Here is an 18466-nt window from a genome sequence, read left to right on the forward strand (position 1 = left end):
GATGTGTCACAGCTCAGCGAGCAGCTTGCGGCCCTCCGGCCAGTCGCCCAGCCCGGAGTCCGAGTTGAGGTGTCCGTGCGCGCCCGGTTCGACGTACCGGGCGCCCCAGGCCCCGGCGAACAGCCGGGACCGCTCGGGGGCGGCCCACGGGTCGTCGGTGCTGGCGACGACCACGGTCGGGAACGGGAAGGGAGCCAGGGCCACCGGGCGGAAGCCGGCCAGCTCCGGGACCTCGGCGGTGTCGATGTCGGCGGGGGCGACCAGCAACGCGCCGCGCACCGCGGCGGTCCGCTCGGCGGGCGCGGTGGCCACCCAGTGGGCCACCGTGATGCAGCCGAGGCTGTGGGCGACCAGCACCACCGACCCGTCGGCGGCGGCCTCGGCCACCGCCGCGTCCACCCGGGCCACCCAGTCCGGCTGGTCGGGGTGGTCCCAGTCGGCCTGCTGCACCCGGCGGAACGCGTCCGGTTCGGCGCTCTCCCAGCGGGTCTGCCAGTGCTCGGGGCCCGAGTTCTGGTAGCCGGGCAGGACGAGGTAGGTGGTGCGGTCCGGCATGGGCTCCTCCGGGAGTGCGGTCGTGGCGGCAGCAGGAGTCTAGGACGCGCGCCGCCGCCGCCCGCAGCCGGGCGGTGACCCGGCGCACACGGACGGCGGCGGGCGCGCAGCGAGGGTCACACGTCGCAGCCCGGCCGGTGCGCCCTGTTGCCAACGGCCCGGCCGGTGCGGGAGGTTGGACCGGACCCGCGCCGCCGGTGGCCACCGGACCGGGCCCGCGCCATGTCGGACGCTCGACCATGTGGAGGGATGTCGGCGATGACATCGAAGATCCTGCTCGTCACCGGGGACGCCGCCGAGTCGCTGGAGGTGTTCTACCCCTACCAACGCCTGCGCGAGGAGGGCTACCAGGTCGACATCGCCGCCCCGACCAAGAAGCGCCTCCAGTTCGTCGTCCACGACTTCGTCGACGGCTACGACACCTACACCGAGAAGCCCGGTTACACCTGGCCCGCCGACCTCGCCTTCGCCGACGTCGACCCGGCCGACTACGTCGCGCTGGTCATCCCCGGCGGTCGCGCCCCCGAGTACCTGCGCAACAACGCCGACGTGCAGCGGATCGTCCAGCACTTCTTCGCCGGTGACAAGCCGGTCGCGCAGATCTGCCATGGCCCGCTGATCACCGCCGCGGCCGGGGTGCTGTCCGGCCGCCGCAGCTCCGCCTACCCGGCGCTGGAGCCGGACGTGAAGGCGGCGGGGGCCGAGTTCGTCGACGGCGAGGCGGTGGTGGACGGCGTCGTCGTCTCGGCCCGCGCCTGGCCCGACCACCCGGCCTGGCTGCGCGCGTTCATCGAGATCCTGCGCACCAAGGCCCCGGCCTCCTGACCCTCCCCGGCCCGCCGCGCCCCCGCCCCGGACCTTCGGGGCCACCGTGCTGCCCCATGGCCGGCCCCTCCGGTGCGGGCATCTCCACCACGGCGGACCTGGGGACGTTCATCCGCGCCCCGCTCGGCGGCCGACTGCTGCGCCCCGCAGGGCCAGGGTCCGGCTGCGGACGGCCACCCCCTACGCTGACCGGCGACCCGTAACGGCCCACCGTCACGGGGAACCGTCACCAGGAGGACGAGACATGGCAGAGCCGCTGATCGCCGCAGTCGGGGGCAGGGTGCCCGCCGTCGACCCGAGCGCCTTCCTCGCACCGAACGCCGTCGTGGTCGGGGACGTGACGATCGGCCGGGGCGCGGGCGTCTGGTACGGGGCGGTGCTGCGCGGCGACGCCGAGTCCATCACCGTCGGCCCGGACAGCAACATCCAGGACAACTGCACCCTGCACGCCGACCCGGGCTTCCCGCTGGTGGTCGGCCGGCGGATCTCGGTCGGGCACAATGCGGTGCTGCACGGCTGCGTGGTCGAGGACGACGCCCTGGTCGGGATGAACGCCACCGTGCTGAACGGCGCCCGGATCGGCGCCGGGTCGCTGGTCGCGGCCGGCGCGGTGGTGCCGCAGGGGATGCGGGTGCCGCCCGGCTCGCTGGTCGCGGGCGTCCCGGCCAAGGTCCGCCGCGAGCTGACCGAGGACGAGAAGGCCGGCATCAAGGCCAACGGCGAGGGCTACCTGCTGCTGGCCGCCGCCCACCGCGAGATCGAGCCCCTCGACAGGCCTTAGACGTACTGACCCCCGACGCCGAGAGGCGTCACGGCCGCGGCCGGCTCCGGTGCGACGGGGGCCGGCCGGTGCCGGTCGGCGGCCCAGGCGAGCACCGCGATCAGCGCGCCCGAGCCGGCCAGGCCGGCGCCCACCAGGGTCGGTGCGGTCCAGCCGAGCCGGGCGTCCAGCGCCAGCCCGCCGAAGTAGGCCCCCTGCGCGTTGGCCAGGTTGAACGCGCCCTGCACTGTCGCCGAGGCCAGCGTCGGCGCGCTGCGCGCCTTCTGCAGGACCAGCGTCTGCACCGCCGGCACGATCGCGAAGCCGAACAGCCCGATCAGCACCACCGTGACGGCGGCCGACCAGCGGGCGTGCGCGGTCACGGCGAACAGCGCCAGGGTGGCGGCCAGCAGCACGAAGGCCGCGCAGACCGTCGGGCGCAGCGCCCGGTCGGCCGCGAACCCGCCGAGCACGTTGCCGATCGTCATCCCGACCCCGAACAGCGCCAGCACCAGCGTCACCGAGCCGGTCGCGTACCCGGAGACCTCGGTGAGCAGCGGCGCGATGTAGCTGTAGCAGGCGAAGAAGCCGCCGCAGCCGAACACCACGGTGGCCAGGGCCAGCCACAGCTGCCCGTTGCGGAAGGCCCGCAGCTCGTGCCGGAGCCCGGACTGCCCGGGGGAGGGCAGCGGCGGCACCAGCCGCGCGATGGCGAGCGTCCCGGCGGCGGCGATCAGGACGACCACCAGCATGGTCGCCCGCCAGCCCAGGTGTTGGCCGAGCAGGGTGGCGGCCGGTACGCCGACGATGTTGGCGACGGTCAGGCCGGAGAACATCACGGCCACCGCCCGGGCCCGCCGGTTCGGGGCGACGAGCTCGGCCGCGGCCACCGCACCGGCCCCGAAGAACGCGCCGTGCGGAAGCCCGGTGACCAGCCGGGCGGCGGCCAGCGTCCAGAAGTCCGGCGCGAGCGCGCACAGCAGGTTTCCGGTGGCGAACAGCCCGGCGAGCGCCACCAGCACCGTCTTGCGCGGACGCCGGGCGGCCAGCGCGGTCAGCAGTGGGGCGCCGACGACCACGCCCAGCGCGTACGCCGAGATCAGCCAGCCCGCCTGCGGGATGGAGACCCGCAGGTCGTCGGCGACCTGGGGGAGCAGCCCCATGGCGGCGAATTCGGTGGTGCCGATGGCGAACGCGGTGACGGCCAGCGCGAGCAGCGCGAGAGGCAAGGGGGTGACTCCGGGGTGACGCCCGCGCACGGGGAGGCGGCGGCGGGACGGGGGATTCGTTCGTCCGGCATCCTAATCCGGCCGGATGACGCCGCCGTGAGGTCCGTGTGACGGGTGGGGGTCGCCAGCGCGGCGTCCACGCGCGAGACTGGGTGCATGTGCCGCAACATCAAGACGCTGCGACCGCCGGTGACGCCCGACGCCGACGACGACGACTTCCGCGCCGCCGCGCTGCAGTACGTCCGGAAGGTGTCCGGCTTCCGTGCCCCGGCGGCGCACAACCGGGAGGCCTTCGAGCGGGCCGTGGACGTGGTCGCCGAGGCGACCGCCCGGCTGCTCGCCGAACTCGAGGTCCGCGGCGCGCCCGCCCGGGCCGCCGAGGCCACCGTGTAGGCACTCCCGCCGCAGGACGGGCCCGTCGGTCGGGCCGGCGCCGGGCCACGAGACCGGGATCAGGAGACGGAGATGAACCCAGCCAACCGTTACATGCTCACCTTCCCCGGCACACCCGGCACCCAGGCCCCGCAGGACGTGGTCGTGGTCACCCGCACCAGCGCGACCGGCCCCGGTGGACACCCCGTGTACGAGGACGCCAGCGGCATCGTCCGGGCCGAGATCAGCGACGCCGGCGAGGTCCGGATGCTCGCCAGCGGCGGCCACCAGTCCCCGCACCTGCCCGTCCACGCCGAGCCGCTGCCCTGACCGCCCGGCTGCCGCCCGGCCCGATCGCCCGCTCCGGCCGCCGGATCGCCGCTCCGCCCGGCCCGATCTCCGCTCCGCCCGCCCGATTTCCGGGAACCGCCCGGCCACCGCCCGTCCCTGGGGCAGAATCGCGGGCATGACCACAGCACGCTGGCAGGGCACCGTCATCGCCGAGAGCGACGAGACCGTCGTCGTCGAGGGCAACCACTACTTTCCGGCCGATTCGGTCCGGACCGAGTTCCTGCGCCCGTCCGGGACCACCACCGTGTGCAGCTGGAAGGGCACCGCCGGCTACTACACGCTGGACGTGGACGGGCAGACCAACCCCGACGCGGCCTGGTTCTACGCCGACCCGAAGCCGGAGGCCGAGGAGATCCGCGACCGGGTGGCGTTCTGGCGCGGGGTGGAGATCACCGACTAGCGCGTACCGCCGGGGCCGAGGGGGTACCGGATATCCATGGCAGTCTTCCGTAAACCCGGACATTCCAGACGCGCCCCCGATCCCACCCCGGCCCCCGCCCCCGACGTCGGCCTGGCCGGCGAGCTCGCCGAACTGGTCGAGGAGGCCGAGCAGCCCGTCGGGGACTGGCAGGTCGCCGAGTACCGCGCCGAGCGCGGCCGGGGCCGGGCCCTGGTGGGGAACGTGGCCCGCCTGCTCGGCACCGGCGGCCGGGCCGCCGCCCGGGGCGCCGCGTTCGGCGGCCGGGCCCTGACCGAGCAGCTGGTGCAGACCGCGCCCCGGATCCCGGTGCGCGACCTCGCCACGCTGCGCGCCCAGCACCCCGGCGCGACCGACCCCGAGGCGCTGGCCGACCTGCTGGTCACCGGCGCGGTCCGGGCCTCCGGCGCGCTGGGCGCGGGCGTGGGGGCGGCGGCGATGATGCCGGTGCCACCCGCGATGCCGGTGGAGATCGCGGCCGAGACGCTCGCCGTGGCGGCCGTGGAGATCAAGCTGATCGCCGAGCTGCACGAGGTCTACGGCGCCCGGGCCCCGGGCAGCGTCACCCAGCGTGCCGGGGCCTACCTGGGAGCTTGGGCCAACCACCGGGGGATCGACGCGGGACTGCTGACCCGGCCGGCCGGGTTCGCCGCGCTGGCGCTCGGTGCGGAGGTGCGCCAGCAGGTCCGCCGCCGGCTCACCCGCAGTTCGCTGCGCCGGCTGCCGTCGCTGACCCCGCTCCTGGTCGGCGCCGGCATCGGGGCCACCGTCAACCGGCGCGACACCCGCCGGCTGGCCGGCGAGGTCCGGACGGACCTGCGCTCGCGTCCCCCGGCCGACCGCGCCTACTGGGCCGCCGCGGCGCCGGTGGTGAAGGGCGAGGTCGTCCCGGGGGAGTGAACAGGACGTGCCGGGGGTCCTGCCGGGCTCGGCAGGCCCCCCGGACAAGCCTTAGGGCCCCGGTGGCGCCGGGGCGGCCGCGCCGCGGCCGGCCTTGACGCCGTTCACCATCGCCTGGTGGATCGCTCGCGCGGTGGTCTCGTCGGCCGCCGGCACGGGGCTGCCGGCCACCGTGTACCAGTCCAGCGCGCCGGTGTACTGGACCGTCAGCCGGGTCTCGCCGTCGACCCAGGTGGTGTGCACGGTGAGGTCGCCGGAGATGGGGCCGACCTCGGTGGTGGTCACCCCGCCGGGTCCGCTGATGATCGACTGCGTGGTCCAGGTCGCCCACGACGTGCGCGGGTCGACGGGCGGTCGGGCCTGCCTGCCGTTGTGATCGTGTTCGGTCATGCGCCTATCCTCCCCCGCCGGTGAGCCGCCACCCGGGCGACGACACCTGCGGTCGCGAAGGCCGCCCGGTGCCACCGGGCGGCCGGCTGCTCACAGATGCTCAGCGATCCGGACCGGACTCCTCCAGGGTGGGCGCACCCTCTGCCTGGGAGGTGTCCTGCGCGTGCAGGTTCTGCATCGAGGTGATGCCTTCTTCGGGATCCGCGGCGCGGACGTCCTCGTCGCGGTCGGCGCTCACCTCGGACCGTTCGCTCATGTCGGTCATCGCGGACTCCGTCTCCTCGGCCGGTCCGAGCGCGCCCGGGCCAGGGGCGCGGCAGGGCCGGGTCTGTCCCTCGCCCTTCCAGCCTGCCCCCGCCCCGGCGTCAGGGCCAGCCGGACCACCGGTCCGCCGGCCGGCCCCGCCCGTTCGTCGACCGGGCGCCGTCACCAGGTGACGGGCAGTGACCGCATTCCGTAGATGAGCGTCTCCGAGCGGAACTCCAGCTTGTCCGGTGTGGCCGCCAGCCGCAGGCCGGGCAGCCGCCGGAACAGCGTGGCCAGGGCGATCTGGAGCTCGGCCCGGGCCAGCGGCTGACCGAGGCACTGGTGCACGCCGAAGCCGAAGGCCATGTGCCGCCGGGCGTCCCGGCCGAGGTCGAGTTCGTCGGCCGGCCGCCGGTCGGCACCGCCGAACAGGTTCTCGTCCTGGTTGGCGGTGGAGAGCAGCGCGATCACGCCCTCCCCGGCCTTGATCACGGTGCCGCCCAGCTCGACGTCCTCCAGCGCCACCCGCGGCAGCCCGGTGTCCACGATGGTCAGGTGGCGCAGCAGCTCCTCGACGGCGCCGGGCAGGGTCGCCGGGTCGGCCAGCAGGGCGATCTGCTCGGGCTGTTCGAGCAGCAGGGCGGTGGAGAGCGAGATCATGTTCGCGGTCGTCTCGTGCCCGGCGACCAGCAGCAGGACGCCGGTCGAGGCGATGTCGTCGGGCGTGAGGTCGTCCCGGACGGCGAGGCGGCTGAGTATGTCGTCGCCCGGCTGCTCCCGCTTGTCGGCCACGAGGCCACCGAGGTACTCGCTCAGCTCGTCGAAGGCGGCCCGGACCTCCTCGGCCGAGCCGTGCTTGCTGAGCAGGGTCCGGCTCAGCCCCTGGAAGCGGTCCCGGTCCTCGTACGGGACGCCGAGCAGCAGGCAGATCACCAGCGAGGGGACCGGCAGCGCGAACTCGGCGACCAGGTCGGCCTCGGTCCTGCCGTCGGTCATCCGGTCGAGTGCCTCGTCGACGATCTGCTGGATGTCGGGGCGCATCGCCTCGACCCGCTTGACCAGGAAATCGCCGGTGACCATCCGGCGCTGCCGGGCGTGCTCGGGGTCGTCGAGCCGGATGAAGCTCGGGTTCTCGATGATGAGCTCCCGGCGGTTGGCCACCAGCATCGGGAAGGCTGGGTGGCGGGCGTCGGCGCTGAACCGGCGGTCGGACAGGATGGCGCGGACCTCGGCGTAGCCGGTGGCCAGCCAGCAGGACTCGCCGTCGGGCAGGCTGGCGCGGGTGAGCGCCGCCGTCGCGGCGGCCTCGGTGTAGGCGGGCGGCGGGCTGAACGGGCAGCCGACGGCGCGTGGGGCCGGCATCGGCACGGCCTGGGTGGTGGGTGTGCTCGTCAAGGTGGGGTCTCCTTGCGTCGCGATGTCCTCGGTTGGGTGGGTTGGTGGTGCCGGGGCTGACGGTCCGCGCGGCGGCGGTCGGGAACGGTCAGTAGTCGTCGGGAGCCGGTCGGGCGTCTCAGCCGGCGTCCTTGGCGGGCGCCGCCTCGACGGCGTCCTCCTCGGTGACGCTGATCGCGCCGCCCGGGCAGAGATCGGCGGCGAGTCTCAGCACGGCGAACTGCGCGGGCTCGAATTCGGTCTGACGGAGCCTCACCAGGCTGTCCTGGTCGTCCTGTTCAAAGATGTCCGGGGCGTTCATGACGCACATGCCGGAGCTGCAGCAGCGGTCCCGGTCGACGCTCACCTGCATGGTCGAGCACCTCTCGCCAGTGCGGCGCCGGGCGTCCGGCGGCCGCCTCTCGTTGTCATTGCCAACCTAACCGTCACCTCTGTGTCCACGGAGGGTGCGATGCCGGGATCGCCCAGAATGGCCGATTCGGTTGGGGTCCGGAGCAGCCCCGCCGCGCGGGAGGTTTGAAATTGACGTTACTCCGCCAACCCGCGACTCACAGCCCCTCGGTGGCGGCGATCTCCCGTACGGCGGCGCCGGTGCCGGCCTCCGCCACCCGGCCGGGCGAGCGGCAGGACCGGCCCGGCCGGGTGGCGGAGGCCGAGCTGGAGCCGTCGGAGGCGATCTCGACGACCAGTTCCGGCCGGACCCGTGCCGTCCGGGAGTCCGGCCCGATCCCGCGGGTGGCCCGGCGCGCGCAGGCCGGTCCGCGAGCGGCCCGCACCGCGCCGGAGTGGAGTGCGTGGACGGCCGGTCTTGGCCGTGGTGGAGATCGGCGCGGGGCCGACGGCCCGTCATGCTGGCGCCACACCGCGGCCCGGCGACCCCGGGACCCGCCCGACCGAGGGAGACCGAGTTGACCACCACGACCCGCTGGAGCGTCGGCGCACCGGAGCGCACCGACTACCCCGCCTGGCGCGAACTCTTCCGCGGCTACTGCGAGTTCTACCGGGTGCCGATGCCGGCGGAGAAGGCCGAACTGGTCTGGTCCTGGCTCACCGACCCGGACCACGAACTGGAGGGCCTGCTGGTCCGTGACGGCGACGGGACGCCGGTCGGCCTCGCCCATTACCGCCCCTTCGCCCGCCCGCTGCACGGCGCCGTCGGCGGCTTCCTCGACGACCTGTTCGTCGCGCCCGAGGTGCGTGGCGGCGGCGCGGTGGACCTGCTGCTGGCCAGGCTGCGGACGATCGCCGCCGAACGCGGCTGGAACACCGTCCGCTGGATCACGTCCGACGACAACCACCGTGCCCGAAGCAAGTACGACCAGGTCGCCACCCGGACCATGTTCGTCACGTACGACATGGCCCCCGACGCCCCCTGAGCCGGATCCGGGAGGCCCCTGAGCCGGGCCTGTGACCACGCCTCCGGACATTCGTTCGGACTTTCTGTTATCGGCGCGCCGCCGGGAGGTCTCCCAGGTGTCGGCACCCGACCCGCCGACCCGGACAGAAAGCGTGGCCACGTGAACAGCGACGACAGGACGACCATCCTCCCGGCGAGCGGTGCCGAGAGCGGCGCACGGAGCGGAGCCCCCGGCCGGACGGGCGGCCGCGCCGCGCGCCGGGCCGCCCAGCGGCACGCGGAACGCCACGGAGGCCGGGGCCGACGGGCCCGAAGGCGCGGCCCGCTCGGCCCGGTCTCCGCCGTCGTCGCCGCGGTGGCCGGCACCGGCCTGCTCGCCGCCCTGGCCGGGGCCGGCTACGCGGCCTACGCCGGCAAGCCGACCGACCGGGACGCCGCCGGCCAGGCGCTGGCCGCGGACACCCTGATAGCCGCCGAGGCCGGCACCCACGACGGCATCCAGGTCCCCGGAGCCGGGGCAGCGGCCCCCACCGTCGCCCTGCCGCCGGTCGACCTGGCCGCCACCGACCCGGCGGCGGCCCCGACCAGTGCCGCCCCGACCACCGCCTCGGCCTCGCCGACCACCTCGCCGACCGCCAGCGCGACCCCGACGGCCACCGCGAAGCCGAGCCCGACCGCGACGGCCACCACGTCCGCCCCCGCCAAGTCCGCCGGCACCCCCTCCACCGCGCAGCGCACCGCCGCCCCCGCCCCCGCGAGCACCTCGGCGCCCGCCCCGGCCGGCGGCGGCGCGGCTTCCGGTTACGCCCAGCAGGTCGTCGACCTGGTCAACGTCGAACGCGCCAAGGCCGGCTGCGGCCCGGTCACCGCCGAACCCCGGCTGGCGAGCGCGGCCCAGTCGCACAGCGACGACATGGCGGACCGCAACTACTTCGACCACGCCAGCCCCGACGGCTACCACGCCGACCACCGCATCGAGGCGGCCGGCTACCGCTGGAGCACCTGGGGCGAGAACATCGCCCGCGGCCAGAAGGACCCGGCCGCCGTGATGGACTCCTGGATGAACAGCCCCGGTCACCGCGCGAACATCCTGAACTGCGCGTTCAAGCAGCTCGGGGTGGGCGTGCGGAGCGGCTCCGGCGGCCCCTGGTGGACCCAGGTCTTCGCCGCTCCGGCCTGACCGGCCCCTCGGCAGGGCCCGTTTTCCGATTCCGCGCAAATTGTTGTTATCTGATCACTCCCTGCAGGTCTCCGAGGAGGCAGCGGAGGACGGAACACGGCAAGACGGAGTGCGGACCATGAACGCTGACGTGCAGAACGGGACCGGGACCACCCTGGTACGCGCGGCCCAGGCGGGCGACCGGCAGGCCCAGGAGGCGCTGGTCGCCGCCTGGCTGCCGCTCGTCTACAACGTCGCCGGACGCGCCCTGGACGGCCACGCCGACGTCGACGACGTCGCCCAGGAGACCATGATCCGCGCCTTGGACGGCCTCGACGGGCTCCGCGAACCGGAGTCCTTCCGCTCCTGGCTGGTGGCCATCACCATGAACCAGGTCCGCCGCCGCCACACCGTCGGCCTGCAGCAGCCGACCGTCGGCGGCCTCGACGAGACCTGGGAACTCGCCGACCCCAGGGCCGACTTCACCGACCTCACCATCCTGCGCCTCGGCCTCTCCGGCCAGCGCCGGGAAGTCGCCGAGGCCACCCGCTGGCTCGACCCCGACGACCGCGAACTCCTCGCCCTCTGGTGGCTGGAGGCCGGCGGCGAACTCACCCGCGCCGAACTCGCCGAAGCACTCGACCTGACCCCACAGCACGCCGCCGTCCGCGTCCAGCGGATGAAGAAGCAACTCGAAGCCGGCCGGGTCGTCGTCCGCGCCCTCGGCGCCTACCCCCGCTGCCCCGAACTCGCCGACGCCACGGCCGGCTTCGACGGCACCCCCAACTCGGTGTGGCGCAAGCGCATCGCCCGCCACATCCGCGGCTGCGCCACCTGCGACCGCCTCGGCCGCGACCTCTTCCCCGCCGAAGGGCTGCTGGCCGGCCTCGCCCTGGTGCCGATCCCACTCGGCTCGCCCGCGCTGCTGCACTTCCAGCACACCGCGGCCACCGTCGCCACCGCCACCCCGACCGCCGCCGGCACCCACGGCGGCTGGGCCGGGACGGCGGCGCGCAAGGCCGTCCTGGCGAGCGGCACGGCGGCGGTGGTGGCCGTCACCGCCCTCGCCCTGGTCTGGTCGCACCCCGCCGAATCCCCGCGGGAGGCGGCCCCCGAACCCACCACCCCGTCCGCCGCGCCCGACACCCCGACGGCCGTCGCGACCCCGGCCGCCCCGGTCACCCTCGCGGCCACGCCCACCGAGACCCCCACCGGGACGCCGACGCCGACCCCGTCACCCACCGCGACCCGGCCCAGCGCCCCGCCACCGCCCAGCCCCGAACGCCAGCTCGTGGACCTCGTCAACGCCGAACGCGCCAAGGCGGGCTGCGCCCCCCTGCGGATCGACCCCCGGCTGCACGCCGCCGCCCAGAAGCACGCCGACGACATGGTCGCCCGCGGCTTCTTCGACCACGTCAACCCCGACGGCGTCCGCACCGACGCCCGGTTCACCGCCGCCGGCTACCGCTGGTCCCAGTGGGGCGAGAACCTCGACCGGGGCCCGACCGCCCCCGCCGCGGTGTTCACCCGCTGGATGGACGGCGGCATCCACCAGTCCAACATGCTGGACTGCGGCTTCAAGGACGTCGGCATCGGCCTGGCCACCGGCCCCGGCGGCGCCTACTGGACCCAGGACCTCGGCGCCTCGCTGTCCTGACGCCTCGCTGTCCCGAAGCCGCCCCGACCTACGCCGGGGTGATCCCGACCAGCCCGTCCGCCGCCCCCGTCGTGAAACCCGTTGCCTCGCCGACCACGCCGCCCGCGTCCCCGACCTGCCCCGGCAACGCGTCCGGCGCACTCGTCACCGCCCCGGACGCCCCGTCCTGGCCCCCGACGGCACTGGCGTGCGCACTCGGCGCGGTGAGCGAGGCCACGACACCCACGGCGAGCGAGGCGACGGCGAGCATGCTGCGCTTCTTCATGGCGGGTCCAACGACGATGCGCCGGGCGGGTTACGGCGGCGCCGGCCGATTCCCTCTCCCGTGGCGGGAGGCGTAGGAGGGCGGTGGGATGGGGAGGGGACGGGAATGAGTCCGGCAAATCGGTCGAATCGCCGCGCAGTCGGACTCATCGCCCCCCGACCCACCCACCGCGACACGAAGGGCACCCGATGTACGCAGCCGAGCTCACGCCAGCCGTCCTCGCCGAGCTGCGCCGCCCCCGGCGCTACCCGGCCGTCTCCGTTCTGCTGCCCACCCACCGCAGCGAGCCCGACAACACCCAGGACCCGGTCCGCCTGCGCAACCTCGTCGCCGAGGCGAAGAGCCGGCTGCACGCCGACGAGGCGGTCAGCCGGGCCGACCGGCTGGACGTCGTCGAGCAGCTGGACCGCGCGCTCACCGAGGTCGACCTCGTGCACGCCGAGGACGGCCTGGTGATCTACGCGGCCCCCGGCGAGCACCAGGTGTGGTACCTGCCGCGCCCGGTGCCCGCCCGGGTCGTGCTGTCCGAGACCTTCCTGACCCGCAACCTGGTCTCCGCCTACACCGCCGGTGCGCCCTACTGGGTGCTGACCGTCGCCGCCGACCGGGTCGCCCTGTTCAGCGGCAGCGGGCCGCGCCTGGTCGAGCACACGGCCGCCGGCTTCCCGCTCGACCAGGTCCCGCCGGACTGGGACGTCGAGCGCAAGGAGCGGATCGGGGACGTGCCGAGCACGTTCCGCGACGAGGAGACCCGCCGCTTCCTGCGCTCGGCCGACACCGCGCTGGCCGCCGTGCTGGAGGCCGACGGCCGCCCGCTCTACGTGCTCGGCGAGGCCGCCGCGATCTCCCTGCTCGACGAGGTCGGCACCGTGGCCAAGCGGGCCGCCGCCCAGGTCTCGCGGGGCGGCCTCGGCCACGCGTCGGCCGCCGCGGTGGCCGAGGCCGTCCGGGCCACCGTCGCCGAGCAGGGCAGCAAGGCCGTCACCGAGCTGCACGAGCGCCTCGACCAGGCCCAGGGCGTCAAGGGCCTGGCCGCCGGCATCGACGAGGTCTGGCAGTCCGTCGCCGAGGGCCGTGCCGCGCTGGTCGCGGTGGAGGAGGACTACTGGCAGCCCGTCCGGGTGACCGACAACCACCTCGTCCCGGCGGCGGCCGGTGAGCCGGACGTCCGCGAGGACATGGTCGACGAGATCGTCGAGCGCGCCCTCGACACCGGTGCCAAGGTGCAGTTCGTCCCCACCGGCGAACTCACCGCCCGCGGTCACATCGCGGCCGTCCTGCGGTACTGACCCGCCCGCTGCGGGCCCGGGCACGGCCCACCGCCGAGGCCCGCAGCGCGGTCGCCGCCCGGCCGGACGGGCGGATCAGCCTCGGCCGGGACTCGGCGAGCTGGTGCCCCCGGGGTTGCTCCGGATCGAGTCGAGCACGCCCTGCACCTGCTGGAGCGTCCGGCCGGAGGGACCCCTCAGGCAGGCCGTCAGCTGGATCATCAGCGGTGCGCCGGACTGGATGACGATCCGGTGGCCCACGAGTTCGCTGTTGCCGCCGCGCAGGGAGCAGTCCTTGTCGAGTGGCGTGTTGGCGAGGCCGGCCTGCGTGTTGGTGAGCTTCTGGATGATGCCCGGGTCGTCGCCCACCCGGAGGGTGAGAACTGCTCCGTCGACGGGCAGCCGGTCGGCGGGCGGGCAGGAGCCGGCCGTCGGCGGGCAGGAGGGCGTCGGCTCGATCGGCCCGGTGGCCAGGTAGCCGAAGGCCACCCGGGAGTCGGAAGAGACGGCACTCTGGCTGTACCAGCCGTTCGGCACCTCGACCATCACGATCGGGAACCTCGAGAAGCGGATCGGTGTGCTGTGCGTCTCGGCTTCGGCGGACGGTCCACCGGCGGCCGTCGGCTCGGGCGCCGTCGCGGCCGGCGCCGTGCCCCCCGCCGCCGCCCGCTCCGGCCCGGGGGCGATCGCGGGCGCGGCGGCCAGCGCCGCGGCGACCAGCCCGGCGGTCAGGCCGGCCCCGAGCCCGCCCGCCCGCCGCCGTCGCCGGGTGCGGGCGGCGCGGGCGCGGATCTGGGCCATCCGGTCCTCGGGCTCGGCCAGCACCGGTACGGCCTCGTGGAGCAGGATCCGCAACTCCTCCTCGCCCTCGACGCCGTCCGGCCCCGGGTCGTCGGGGTCCAGCAGGTCAGTACCGATCACGGTGTCCCCCGTCCAGCATCAGTTCCCGGGCCGGCAAGTGGCCGCGCAGCGCGGCGATCGCGCGGTGCGTCTGGCTCTTGACCGTGCCGGTGCTGCAGCGCAGTACCTCGGCGGTCTCCTCGACGCTGAGGTCCTCGAAGAAGCGCAACACCACGACGGCCCGTTGGCGCGGTGGCAGCGCACGGACGGCCTGGGCGACCACCTGCCCGAGCACCACCCCCTCGTACGGGTCCGCGTTCGCCGCCGGCGGCTCCGGCAGCTCGCCGTGCGGCACTTCCCCGGTCCAGCGGCGACGCCACCAGGAGACGTGGCAGTTCACCAGCGTCTTGCGCAGGTAGGCCTCGGGCCGGTCGATGGAGATCCGCTCCCATTTGGGCCAGACCTTGGCGAGCGCGGTCTGCAGCAGGTCCTCGGCCTGGTGCGGGTCGCCGGTCAGCAGCCAGGCCACGCGCAGCATCTTCGGGCCGCAGGCGGAGACGAACTCCTCGAAGTCCGGTGTACCGTCGTTCATCCCGCCGTCCCCGCCATGGTGTCCGCGCCGTTCTCGTCAGCCGTGTCGGCCTGGTCGGCCGCGGTCGTGGTGTCCTTCTCACGGCAGCTGAACGCGTTGGACGGTGCTCCGGGTTGCGTGCCGGACGCGGGAATTCCGACGGACCGGCACGGAGACGTTGGACGGCCCGCGAGCCGGCCGGGACTCGGCCGGGCGGCGGGCGGGCCGTGCGCACCACGATGGCGCCCTCGGGCCCGCCCGGCCAGAGGCGCTCATGGGGCGTCCGGGCGCACGGTGCGGCGCGCCCGGGGCGTACGAGGAAGGCCCGGAAGGGCGGTGCGCCGGGGACCGGCCCGGACCGGCGAGCGGGTCAGAGCGTCCCGGAGCCGTGCGGCGGCTCGGCGGGGACGCCGCGCGCGGCCGCCGCCGGGGTGGAGCCCACCGGGGTGACCGTCCAGTCCGGGTGACCCGGCATCGGCGGGGTGCGCAGCCCGTACAGCCAGTCAGTGAGGAAGCCGCTGAGGTCCTGGCCGGAGACCTCGGAGGCGGTGCGCAGGTAGTCCTGGGTGCTGGCGGTGCCGTGGCGGTGTTCGCGCAGGAAGGTCCGCTCGATCCGGTCGAAGGTGTCGGCGCCGACCCGCTCGCGCAGTGCGAACAGCACCAGCGCGCCACCGGTGTAGCGCTGGCCGTCGAAGAGCGTGGCCGCGGTGGGGGCGGCGACCGGCCCGGCGTCGTGCCGCCACTGGTCGCCGAGGCCGTAGACGGAGCGCATCCGGTCGACCAGGGTGGTGGAGCCCTGGGCGTCCGGCCAGCCGCGCTCGTAGCGGTACGTCAGGGCGTAGAAGTCGGCGTGTCCCTCGTTGAGCCACAGGTCCGCCCAGGTTGCGGGGGAGACGCTGTCGCCGAACCAGGAGTGCACCAGCTCGTGCATCATGTGCGAGCCGATCGCGGGCTCGGGTTGGCGGAGGAAGTTCGGCTTGTAGAGGGTGAGGGTCTGGGTCTCCAGGCCGGTGAAGGCGAAGGCGTCCGGGTCGTCGGTGTCGGCGGGCAGGAGGCCGTAGGTCTCGAAGGGGAACGGCCCGAGGTGCTGTTCGGCCCAGGTCAGCTGGTCGGCGGTGAGTGCCAGGGCGGGTTCGAGCTCGGCGGCCCGGGCGGTCGGGACGACGTCGCGCAGCGGCAGGCCGTGCGGGCCGGTGCGCTCGCGCACGATGTAGTCGCCGACCGAGACCTGCACGAGTTCGGTGGCCATCGGCTCGCGGGAGACGTAGCGCCGGGTGGTCCGGCCGTCGTCGAGCCGCTCGGTCTGCGCCAACTCCCCGTTGGCGACGCCCTGGAGAGCATCGGGCGCGGTGACGGCGATGGTGAAGCGGGCCTTGTCGCTCGGGTGGTCGTTGCACGGGAAGACGGTGTGCGCGGCGTCCGGCTGGCCGGCCACCGCGAAGCCGTTCGGGGTCGGCACCCAGCCGGTGTGCGGGAGCCTGGCGCGCGGGTCGGCGGTGTACTCGACCGTCAGTCGTGTGGTGGTGCCGCGGTGCAGCGGCCGGGTCGGGGTGATGCTCAGTTTCTCGTCGTGGGCGGCGAACTCCGCCGGGCGCCCGTCGACCCGGACGGCGCGCACGGTCAGGCCGAGCGCGTCCAGCTCCAGGCGCGCCAGCGTGCGGGACAGCCGGGCGGTGATCACCGCGGTCGCGTCGACCGTGCGGGTGTCGGGCCGGTAGTCGAAGGACAGGTCGTAGGCGAGCGCGTCGTACCCGGTGTTGCCGAGCGAGGGGAAGACCGGATCGCCGAGGCCTGCCGCGGCGGTCGCGACCGGGGCGCTGGCGGACAGCAGCGCCGTGCTGAGCGCGAGCGGGAGGGCGAGTCGGGCACGGGGCCTGAGCAGGGTGATCACCGCACTTCGGGAGTCGGGCTTGGGGTGTCGGGCTTGGGACGTCGTGCGTCGGGCGTCGTGCTTGGGGCGTCGTGCTTCGGGAGCCGGGCCGAGGAGCGGGGCCCGGCGGCGGCACGTGCGTGACGCACCGGGCAGGGATGCTAGTGGACCGGGGGCGGCGGCCGGGCGGCGTCTCCGGCAACGGCGCCGACACCCGGCCATCCCCCGGACGGACCACACTGCTGGCGGGGCCGACGGGCGCTGACTAACGTTCGAAGTGCTTCGCCCCCTGACGGACGAGGCCACGGCCGTCGGAGAACCTGGCCAGGTCCGGCGGCCGTCCCTCATGCCCGCGTGCACCCCGTAGGCTGGCGGCCGAGACGACGCCCGCGTACCGGATGCCAGGAGCCGCCGTGACCAGCCCCGATTCGCACGTTCTGGTGATCGGCGAGTGCGTCGCCGACATCGTCCGCACGGATGGCGCCCCGGACACGGTCCACCCCGGTGGCAGCCCCGCGAACGTCGCGTACGGCCTGGCCCGGCTGGGTCGGCCGGCCACCCTGCTCACCCAGCTCGGGGACGACGCCAACGGCCGACTGATCCGGGCGCACCTGGAGTCGGCGGGGGTGGTGGTCCGGGCCGCCGAGGTCGAGCGGACGCCCTCGGCCGTGGTGCGACTCGACGGGCAGGGTCGGGCGCGGTACACCTTCGACATCGGCTGGACACTGCCGCCGACCGAGCTGCGCGCGGCGCCGGCCGCGATCCACCTCGGCTCGATCGCGGCCGTCACCGACCCGGGCGCGGCGGCGGTGCTCGACCTGGTCGAGCGCTGGCGCGGCCGGGCGCCGGTCAGCTACGACCCGAACGTGCGCCCCGCGCTGATGGGCGAGCGGGCGCAGGCCGTGCGGCGCGTCGAGCGCTGCGTGGCGCTGAGCGACGTGGTCAAGGCCAGCGACGAGGACCTGGCCTGGCTCTACCCCGGCGAGAGTGCGGAGGCGGTCGCGCACCGCTGGCTCGCCCTCGGGCCGGCCGTGGTCGCGGTCACCCTGGGCGCCGACGGCGCGTTCGCGCTCACCGCCGAGGGCGTACGGGCGCGGGCCGAGGCGGTCCGGGTGCCGGTGGCCGACACCGTCGGTGCCGGGGACTCCTTCACGGCTGCCTTCCTGTCCGCCCGCGCGGCCGGCGCCGGCCTCCCCGACTGCCTGACCCAGGCCGTGACGGCCGCCGCGCTGACCGTCTCCCGCCCCGGCTCCAACCCACCCTCGGCCGCGGAACTCACCGCCGCGCTGGCACAGGCGGGTTAGCGCGCCGACAGGCCCGAGGGCCGGTCTTCGAACCCCCGCCTGCGCGGCGACGTCGACAGGCCCTAGCGGCCGAGCTCCTTGCCGTACCAGATCTGGGCGTACGGGCCGCTGCTGTAGGCCGGGATCTCGCGGTAGCCGTGGCGGGTGTAGAGCGCGCGGGCCTCGACCAGGTCGAGGCGGGTGTCGAGGACGATCCGGTGGGCGCCGAGCGAGCGGGCGGCCTCGTCGACGGCGGCGAGCAGCCGGGAGCCGCCGCCGGTGCCGCGCAGACCGGGGCGGACGAAGACCCGGGTCAGCTCGACGGTGTCGGCGTCGTGCCGCCGCAGGCCGGCGCAGGACTGGGCCGCGCCGTCGTAGCAGCCGATCAGGAACAGGCCGTCCGGCTCGGCGAGGTCGTCGCTGGGGGTGTCGGCCAGGCCCGACTCCAGTTCCTCGGGGGTGCCCTCGCGGCCGAGGTACAGGCGGCAGTAGCGGTTGGCCACGTCGTAGTAGTAGTCGCGCAGCAGCGCCAGGGCCTCGGGTGTGGTCACGTCGGCCGTGGTGACGGACCAGTGATCGGAGGTGCGGGGCGCGGTGATGGTCATGCGCGCATGATCGGTGGTCGTGCGCTCCGGCCGCAATCGGGTTTTCGTGGCCGTGCCCGGTCAGCCGTCGGTTCGGGCGTCGGCTCGGCAAAGGACGGGCAAGGCACCCGGCGCGTCGTTGCACCGCGCGGGTGATGAGGGGATTGGCGG

General features: G+C 75.1%; 23 protein-coding genes. 11 read left to right on the top strand and 12 right to left on the bottom strand.

The genetic code is table 11. The features are described from left to right. Window positions 1-6 precede the first annotated feature (6 nt). The gene (locus tag ACIOJE_RS33450) at window positions 7-555 is read right to left on the bottom strand and encodes an alpha/beta hydrolase (RefSeq protein WP_280683453.1); all 549 of its coding nucleotides are present in this window, start codon (window positions 553-555) and stop codon (window positions 7-9) included. Between the two features lie 258 nt (window positions 556-813). On the opposite strand from ACIOJE_RS33450, the gene ACIOJE_RS33455 reads away from it, so the two are divergent. Both ACIOJE_RS33455 and ACIOJE_RS33460 read left to right on the top strand, forming a co-directional pair. Continuing rightward, a complete protein-coding gene (locus tag ACIOJE_RS33455; protein WP_280683455.1) occupies window positions 814-1380 on the top strand; it encodes a DJ-1/PfpI family protein in 567 nt (188 codons plus the stop codon). A gap of 244 nt (window positions 1381-1624) precedes the next feature. Next, entirely contained in the window at window positions 1625-2161 is a 537-nt protein-coding gene (locus ACIOJE_RS33460) for a gamma carbonic anhydrase family protein (RefSeq protein ID WP_400781415.1), read from the top strand. On the opposite strand, the gene ACIOJE_RS33465 is transcribed toward ACIOJE_RS33460, so the two are convergent. Beyond that, window positions 2158-3369: an MFS transporter gene (locus ACIOJE_RS33465; RefSeq protein ID WP_280683459.1), complete on the bottom strand. Its 1212-nt coding sequence runs from the start codon at window positions 3367-3369 to the stop codon at window positions 2158-2160. The genes ACIOJE_RS33460 and ACIOJE_RS33465 overlap by 4 nt on opposite strands. 156 nt (window positions 3370-3525) lie before the next feature. On the opposite strand from ACIOJE_RS33465, the gene ACIOJE_RS33470 reads away from it, so the two are divergent. From ACIOJE_RS33470 to ACIOJE_RS33485, 4 genes are all read left to right on the top strand, one after another. Next, window positions 3526-3762, top strand: coding sequence for a DUF2277 domain-containing protein (locus ACIOJE_RS33470; protein ID WP_280683461.1), 237 nt, complete (start codon window positions 3526-3528; stop codon window positions 3760-3762). 72 nt (window positions 3763-3834) lie between these two features. Continuing rightward, on the top strand, window positions 3835-4071 hold the full coding sequence (locus ACIOJE_RS33475) for a DUF6296 family protein (protein ID WP_400781418.1): 237 nt from the start codon (window positions 3835-3837) through the stop codon (window positions 4069-4071). Between the two features lie 136 nt (window positions 4072-4207). Beyond that, a complete protein-coding gene (locus ACIOJE_RS33480) occupies window positions 4208-4492 on the top strand; it encodes a DUF427 domain-containing protein (protein WP_280683463.1) in 285 nt (94 codons plus the stop codon). Between the two features lie 36 nt (window positions 4493-4528). After that, window positions 4529-5410 (top strand): hypothetical protein, encoded by an 882-nt coding sequence (locus ACIOJE_RS33485; RefSeq protein ID WP_400781420.1) that lies wholly within the window; start codon window positions 4529-4531, stop codon window positions 5408-5410. A 51-nt stretch (window positions 5411-5461) separates the two neighbouring features. On the opposite strand, the gene ACIOJE_RS33490 is transcribed toward ACIOJE_RS33485, so the two are convergent. The 5 genes from ACIOJE_RS33490 to ACIOJE_RS33510 all read right to left on the bottom strand — a co-directional run bounded on the left by ACIOJE_RS33490 (window position 5462) and on the right by ACIOJE_RS33510 (window position 8217). After that, window positions 5462-5800 (bottom strand): hypothetical protein, encoded by a 339-nt coding sequence (locus tag ACIOJE_RS33490; RefSeq protein WP_400781423.1) that lies wholly within the window; start codon window positions 5798-5800, stop codon window positions 5462-5464. A gap of 100 nt (window positions 5801-5900) precedes the next feature. Beyond that, entirely contained in the window at window positions 5901-6065 is a 165-nt protein-coding gene (locus ACIOJE_RS33495) for a hypothetical protein (protein WP_280683469.1), read from the bottom strand. 161 nt (window positions 6066-6226) lie between these two features. After that, entirely contained in the window at window positions 6227-7441 is a 1215-nt protein-coding gene (locus tag ACIOJE_RS33500; protein ID WP_400781425.1) for a cytochrome P450, read from the bottom strand. Between the two features lie 118 nt (window positions 7442-7559). Next, window positions 7560-7793 carry a ferredoxin gene (locus ACIOJE_RS33505; RefSeq protein WP_280683471.1) on the bottom strand — a complete coding sequence of 78 codons (234 nt, stop codon included), beginning with the start codon at window positions 7791-7793 and terminating at the stop codon, window positions 7560-7562. A 196-nt stretch (window positions 7794-7989) separates the two neighbouring features. Then, window positions 7990-8217 (bottom strand): hypothetical protein, encoded by a 228-nt coding sequence (locus ACIOJE_RS33510; RefSeq protein WP_400781429.1) that lies wholly within the window; start codon window positions 8215-8217, stop codon window positions 7990-7992. Between the two features lie 132 nt (window positions 8218-8349). Here ACIOJE_RS33510 and ACIOJE_RS33515 point away from each other — a divergent pair, with 132 nt between their 5' ends. The 3 genes from ACIOJE_RS33515 (at window position 8350) to ACIOJE_RS33525 (ending at window position 11614) form a co-directional block, all read left to right on the top strand. Next, the gene (locus ACIOJE_RS33515; protein WP_280683475.1) at window positions 8350-8817 is read left to right on the top strand and encodes a GNAT family N-acetyltransferase; all 468 of its coding nucleotides are present in this window, start codon (window positions 8350-8352) and stop codon (window positions 8815-8817) included. Between the two features lie 141 nt (window positions 8818-8958). Beyond that, a complete protein-coding gene (locus ACIOJE_RS33520) occupies window positions 8959-9978 on the top strand; it encodes a CAP domain-containing protein (RefSeq protein WP_280683477.1) in 1020 nt (339 codons plus the stop codon). 118 nt (window positions 9979-10096) lie between these two features. Beyond that, window positions 10097-11614, top strand: a complete 1518-nt coding sequence (locus ACIOJE_RS33525) for a sigma-70 family RNA polymerase sigma factor (protein WP_400781432.1) — start codon at window positions 10097-10099, stop codon at window positions 11612-11614. Between the two features lie 28 nt (window positions 11615-11642). On the opposite strand, the gene ACIOJE_RS33530 is transcribed toward ACIOJE_RS33525, so the two are convergent. Continuing rightward, window positions 11643-11879, bottom strand: coding sequence for a hypothetical protein (locus ACIOJE_RS33530; protein WP_280683481.1), 237 nt, complete (start codon window positions 11877-11879; stop codon window positions 11643-11645). Between the two features lie 188 nt (window positions 11880-12067). On the opposite strand from ACIOJE_RS33530, the gene ACIOJE_RS33535 reads away from it, so the two are divergent. After that, a complete protein-coding gene (locus ACIOJE_RS33535) occupies window positions 12068-13168 on the top strand; it encodes a chemotaxis protein (RefSeq protein WP_280683483.1) in 1101 nt (366 codons plus the stop codon). Between the two features lie 75 nt (window positions 13169-13243). On the opposite strand, the gene ACIOJE_RS33540 is transcribed toward ACIOJE_RS33535, so the two are convergent. The 3 genes from ACIOJE_RS33540 to ACIOJE_RS33550 form a co-directional block, all read right to left on the bottom strand. Continuing rightward, on the bottom strand, window positions 13244-14068 hold the full coding sequence (locus ACIOJE_RS33540; protein ID WP_400781436.1) for a hypothetical protein: 825 nt from the start codon (window positions 14066-14068) through the stop codon (window positions 13244-13246). After that, complete coding sequence (locus tag ACIOJE_RS33545) at window positions 14055-14579, bottom strand: SigE family RNA polymerase sigma factor (RefSeq protein ID WP_280683487.1); 525 nt, start codon at window positions 14577-14579, stop codon at window positions 14055-14057. The genes ACIOJE_RS33540 and ACIOJE_RS33545 overlap by 14 nt, the downstream gene beginning before the upstream one ends. Before the next feature lie 349 nt (window positions 14580-14928). Next, on the bottom strand, window positions 14929-16449 hold the full coding sequence (locus ACIOJE_RS33550) for a M1 family metallopeptidase (RefSeq protein ID WP_400781440.1): 1521 nt from the start codon (window positions 16447-16449) through the stop codon (window positions 14929-14931). A gap of 392 nt (window positions 16450-16841) precedes the next feature. Between ACIOJE_RS33550 and ACIOJE_RS33555 the strand changes: the two genes are divergently transcribed. Then, window positions 16842-17732, top strand: coding sequence for a carbohydrate kinase (locus ACIOJE_RS33555; protein ID WP_280683496.1), 891 nt, complete (start codon window positions 16842-16844; stop codon window positions 17730-17732). Between the two features lie 62 nt (window positions 17733-17794). On the opposite strand, the gene ACIOJE_RS33560 is transcribed toward ACIOJE_RS33555, so the two are convergent. Further along, complete coding sequence (locus ACIOJE_RS33560; RefSeq protein ID WP_280683498.1) at window positions 17795-18316, bottom strand: GNAT family N-acetyltransferase; 522 nt, start codon at window positions 18314-18316, stop codon at window positions 17795-17797. Window positions 18317-18466: the final 150 nt, after the last annotated feature.

Origin of the sequence: Kitasatospora sp. NPDC087861 (assembly GCF_044742585.1) — a bacterium.
Classification (GTDB): Bacteria; Actinomycetota; Actinomycetes; order Streptomycetales; family Streptomycetaceae; genus Kitasatospora.

Excerpts from the sequence above, each read along its gene's own strand:
- ACIOJE_RS33450 (WP_280683453.1), bottom strand. The coding sequence starts at position 555 with ATGCCGGACCGCACCACCTACCTCGTCCTGCCCGGCTACCAGAACTCG.
- ACIOJE_RS33455 (WP_280683455.1), top strand. The coding sequence starts at position 814 with ATGACATCGAAGATCCTGCTCGTCACCGGGGACGCCGCCGAGTCGCTG.
- ACIOJE_RS33460 (WP_400781415.1), top strand. The coding sequence starts at position 1,625 with ATGGCAGAGCCGCTGATCGCCGCAGTCGGGGGCAGGGTGCCCGCCGTC.
- ACIOJE_RS33470 (WP_280683461.1), top strand. The coding sequence starts at position 3,526 with ATGTGCCGCAACATCAAGACGCTGCGACCGCCGGTGACGCCCGACGCC.
- ACIOJE_RS33475 (WP_400781418.1), top strand. The coding sequence starts at position 3,835 with ATGAACCCAGCCAACCGTTACATGCTCACCTTCCCCGGCACACCCGGC.
- ACIOJE_RS33480 (WP_280683463.1), top strand. The coding sequence starts at position 4,208 with ATGACCACAGCACGCTGGCAGGGCACCGTCATCGCCGAGAGCGACGAG.
- ACIOJE_RS33485 (WP_400781420.1), top strand. The coding sequence starts at position 4,529 with ATGGCAGTCTTCCGTAAACCCGGACATTCCAGACGCGCCCCCGATCCC.
- ACIOJE_RS33490 (WP_400781423.1), bottom strand. The coding sequence starts at position 5,800 with ATGACCGAACACGATCACAACGGCAGGCAGGCCCGACCGCCCGTCGAC.
- ACIOJE_RS33495 (WP_280683469.1), bottom strand. The coding sequence starts at position 6,065 with ATGACCGACATGAGCGAACGGTCCGAGGTGAGCGCCGACCGCGACGAG.
- ACIOJE_RS33505 (WP_280683471.1), bottom strand. The coding sequence starts at position 7,793 with ATGCAGGTGAGCGTCGACCGGGACCGCTGCTGCAGCTCCGGCATGTGC.
- ACIOJE_RS33525 (WP_400781432.1), top strand. The coding sequence starts at position 10,097 with ATGAACGCTGACGTGCAGAACGGGACCGGGACCACCCTGGTACGCGCG.
- ACIOJE_RS33530 (WP_280683481.1), bottom strand. The coding sequence starts at position 11,879 with ATGAAGAAGCGCAGCATGCTCGCCGTCGCCTCGCTCGCCGTGGGTGTC.
- ACIOJE_RS33535 (WP_280683483.1), top strand. The coding sequence starts at position 12,068 with ATGTACGCAGCCGAGCTCACGCCAGCCGTCCTCGCCGAGCTGCGCCGC.
- ACIOJE_RS33545 (WP_280683487.1), bottom strand. The coding sequence starts at position 14,579 with ATGAACGACGGTACACCGGACTTCGAGGAGTTCGTCTCCGCCTGCGGC.
- ACIOJE_RS33560 (WP_280683498.1), bottom strand. The coding sequence starts at position 18,316 with ATGACCATCACCGCGCCCCGCACCTCCGATCACTGGTCCGTCACCACG.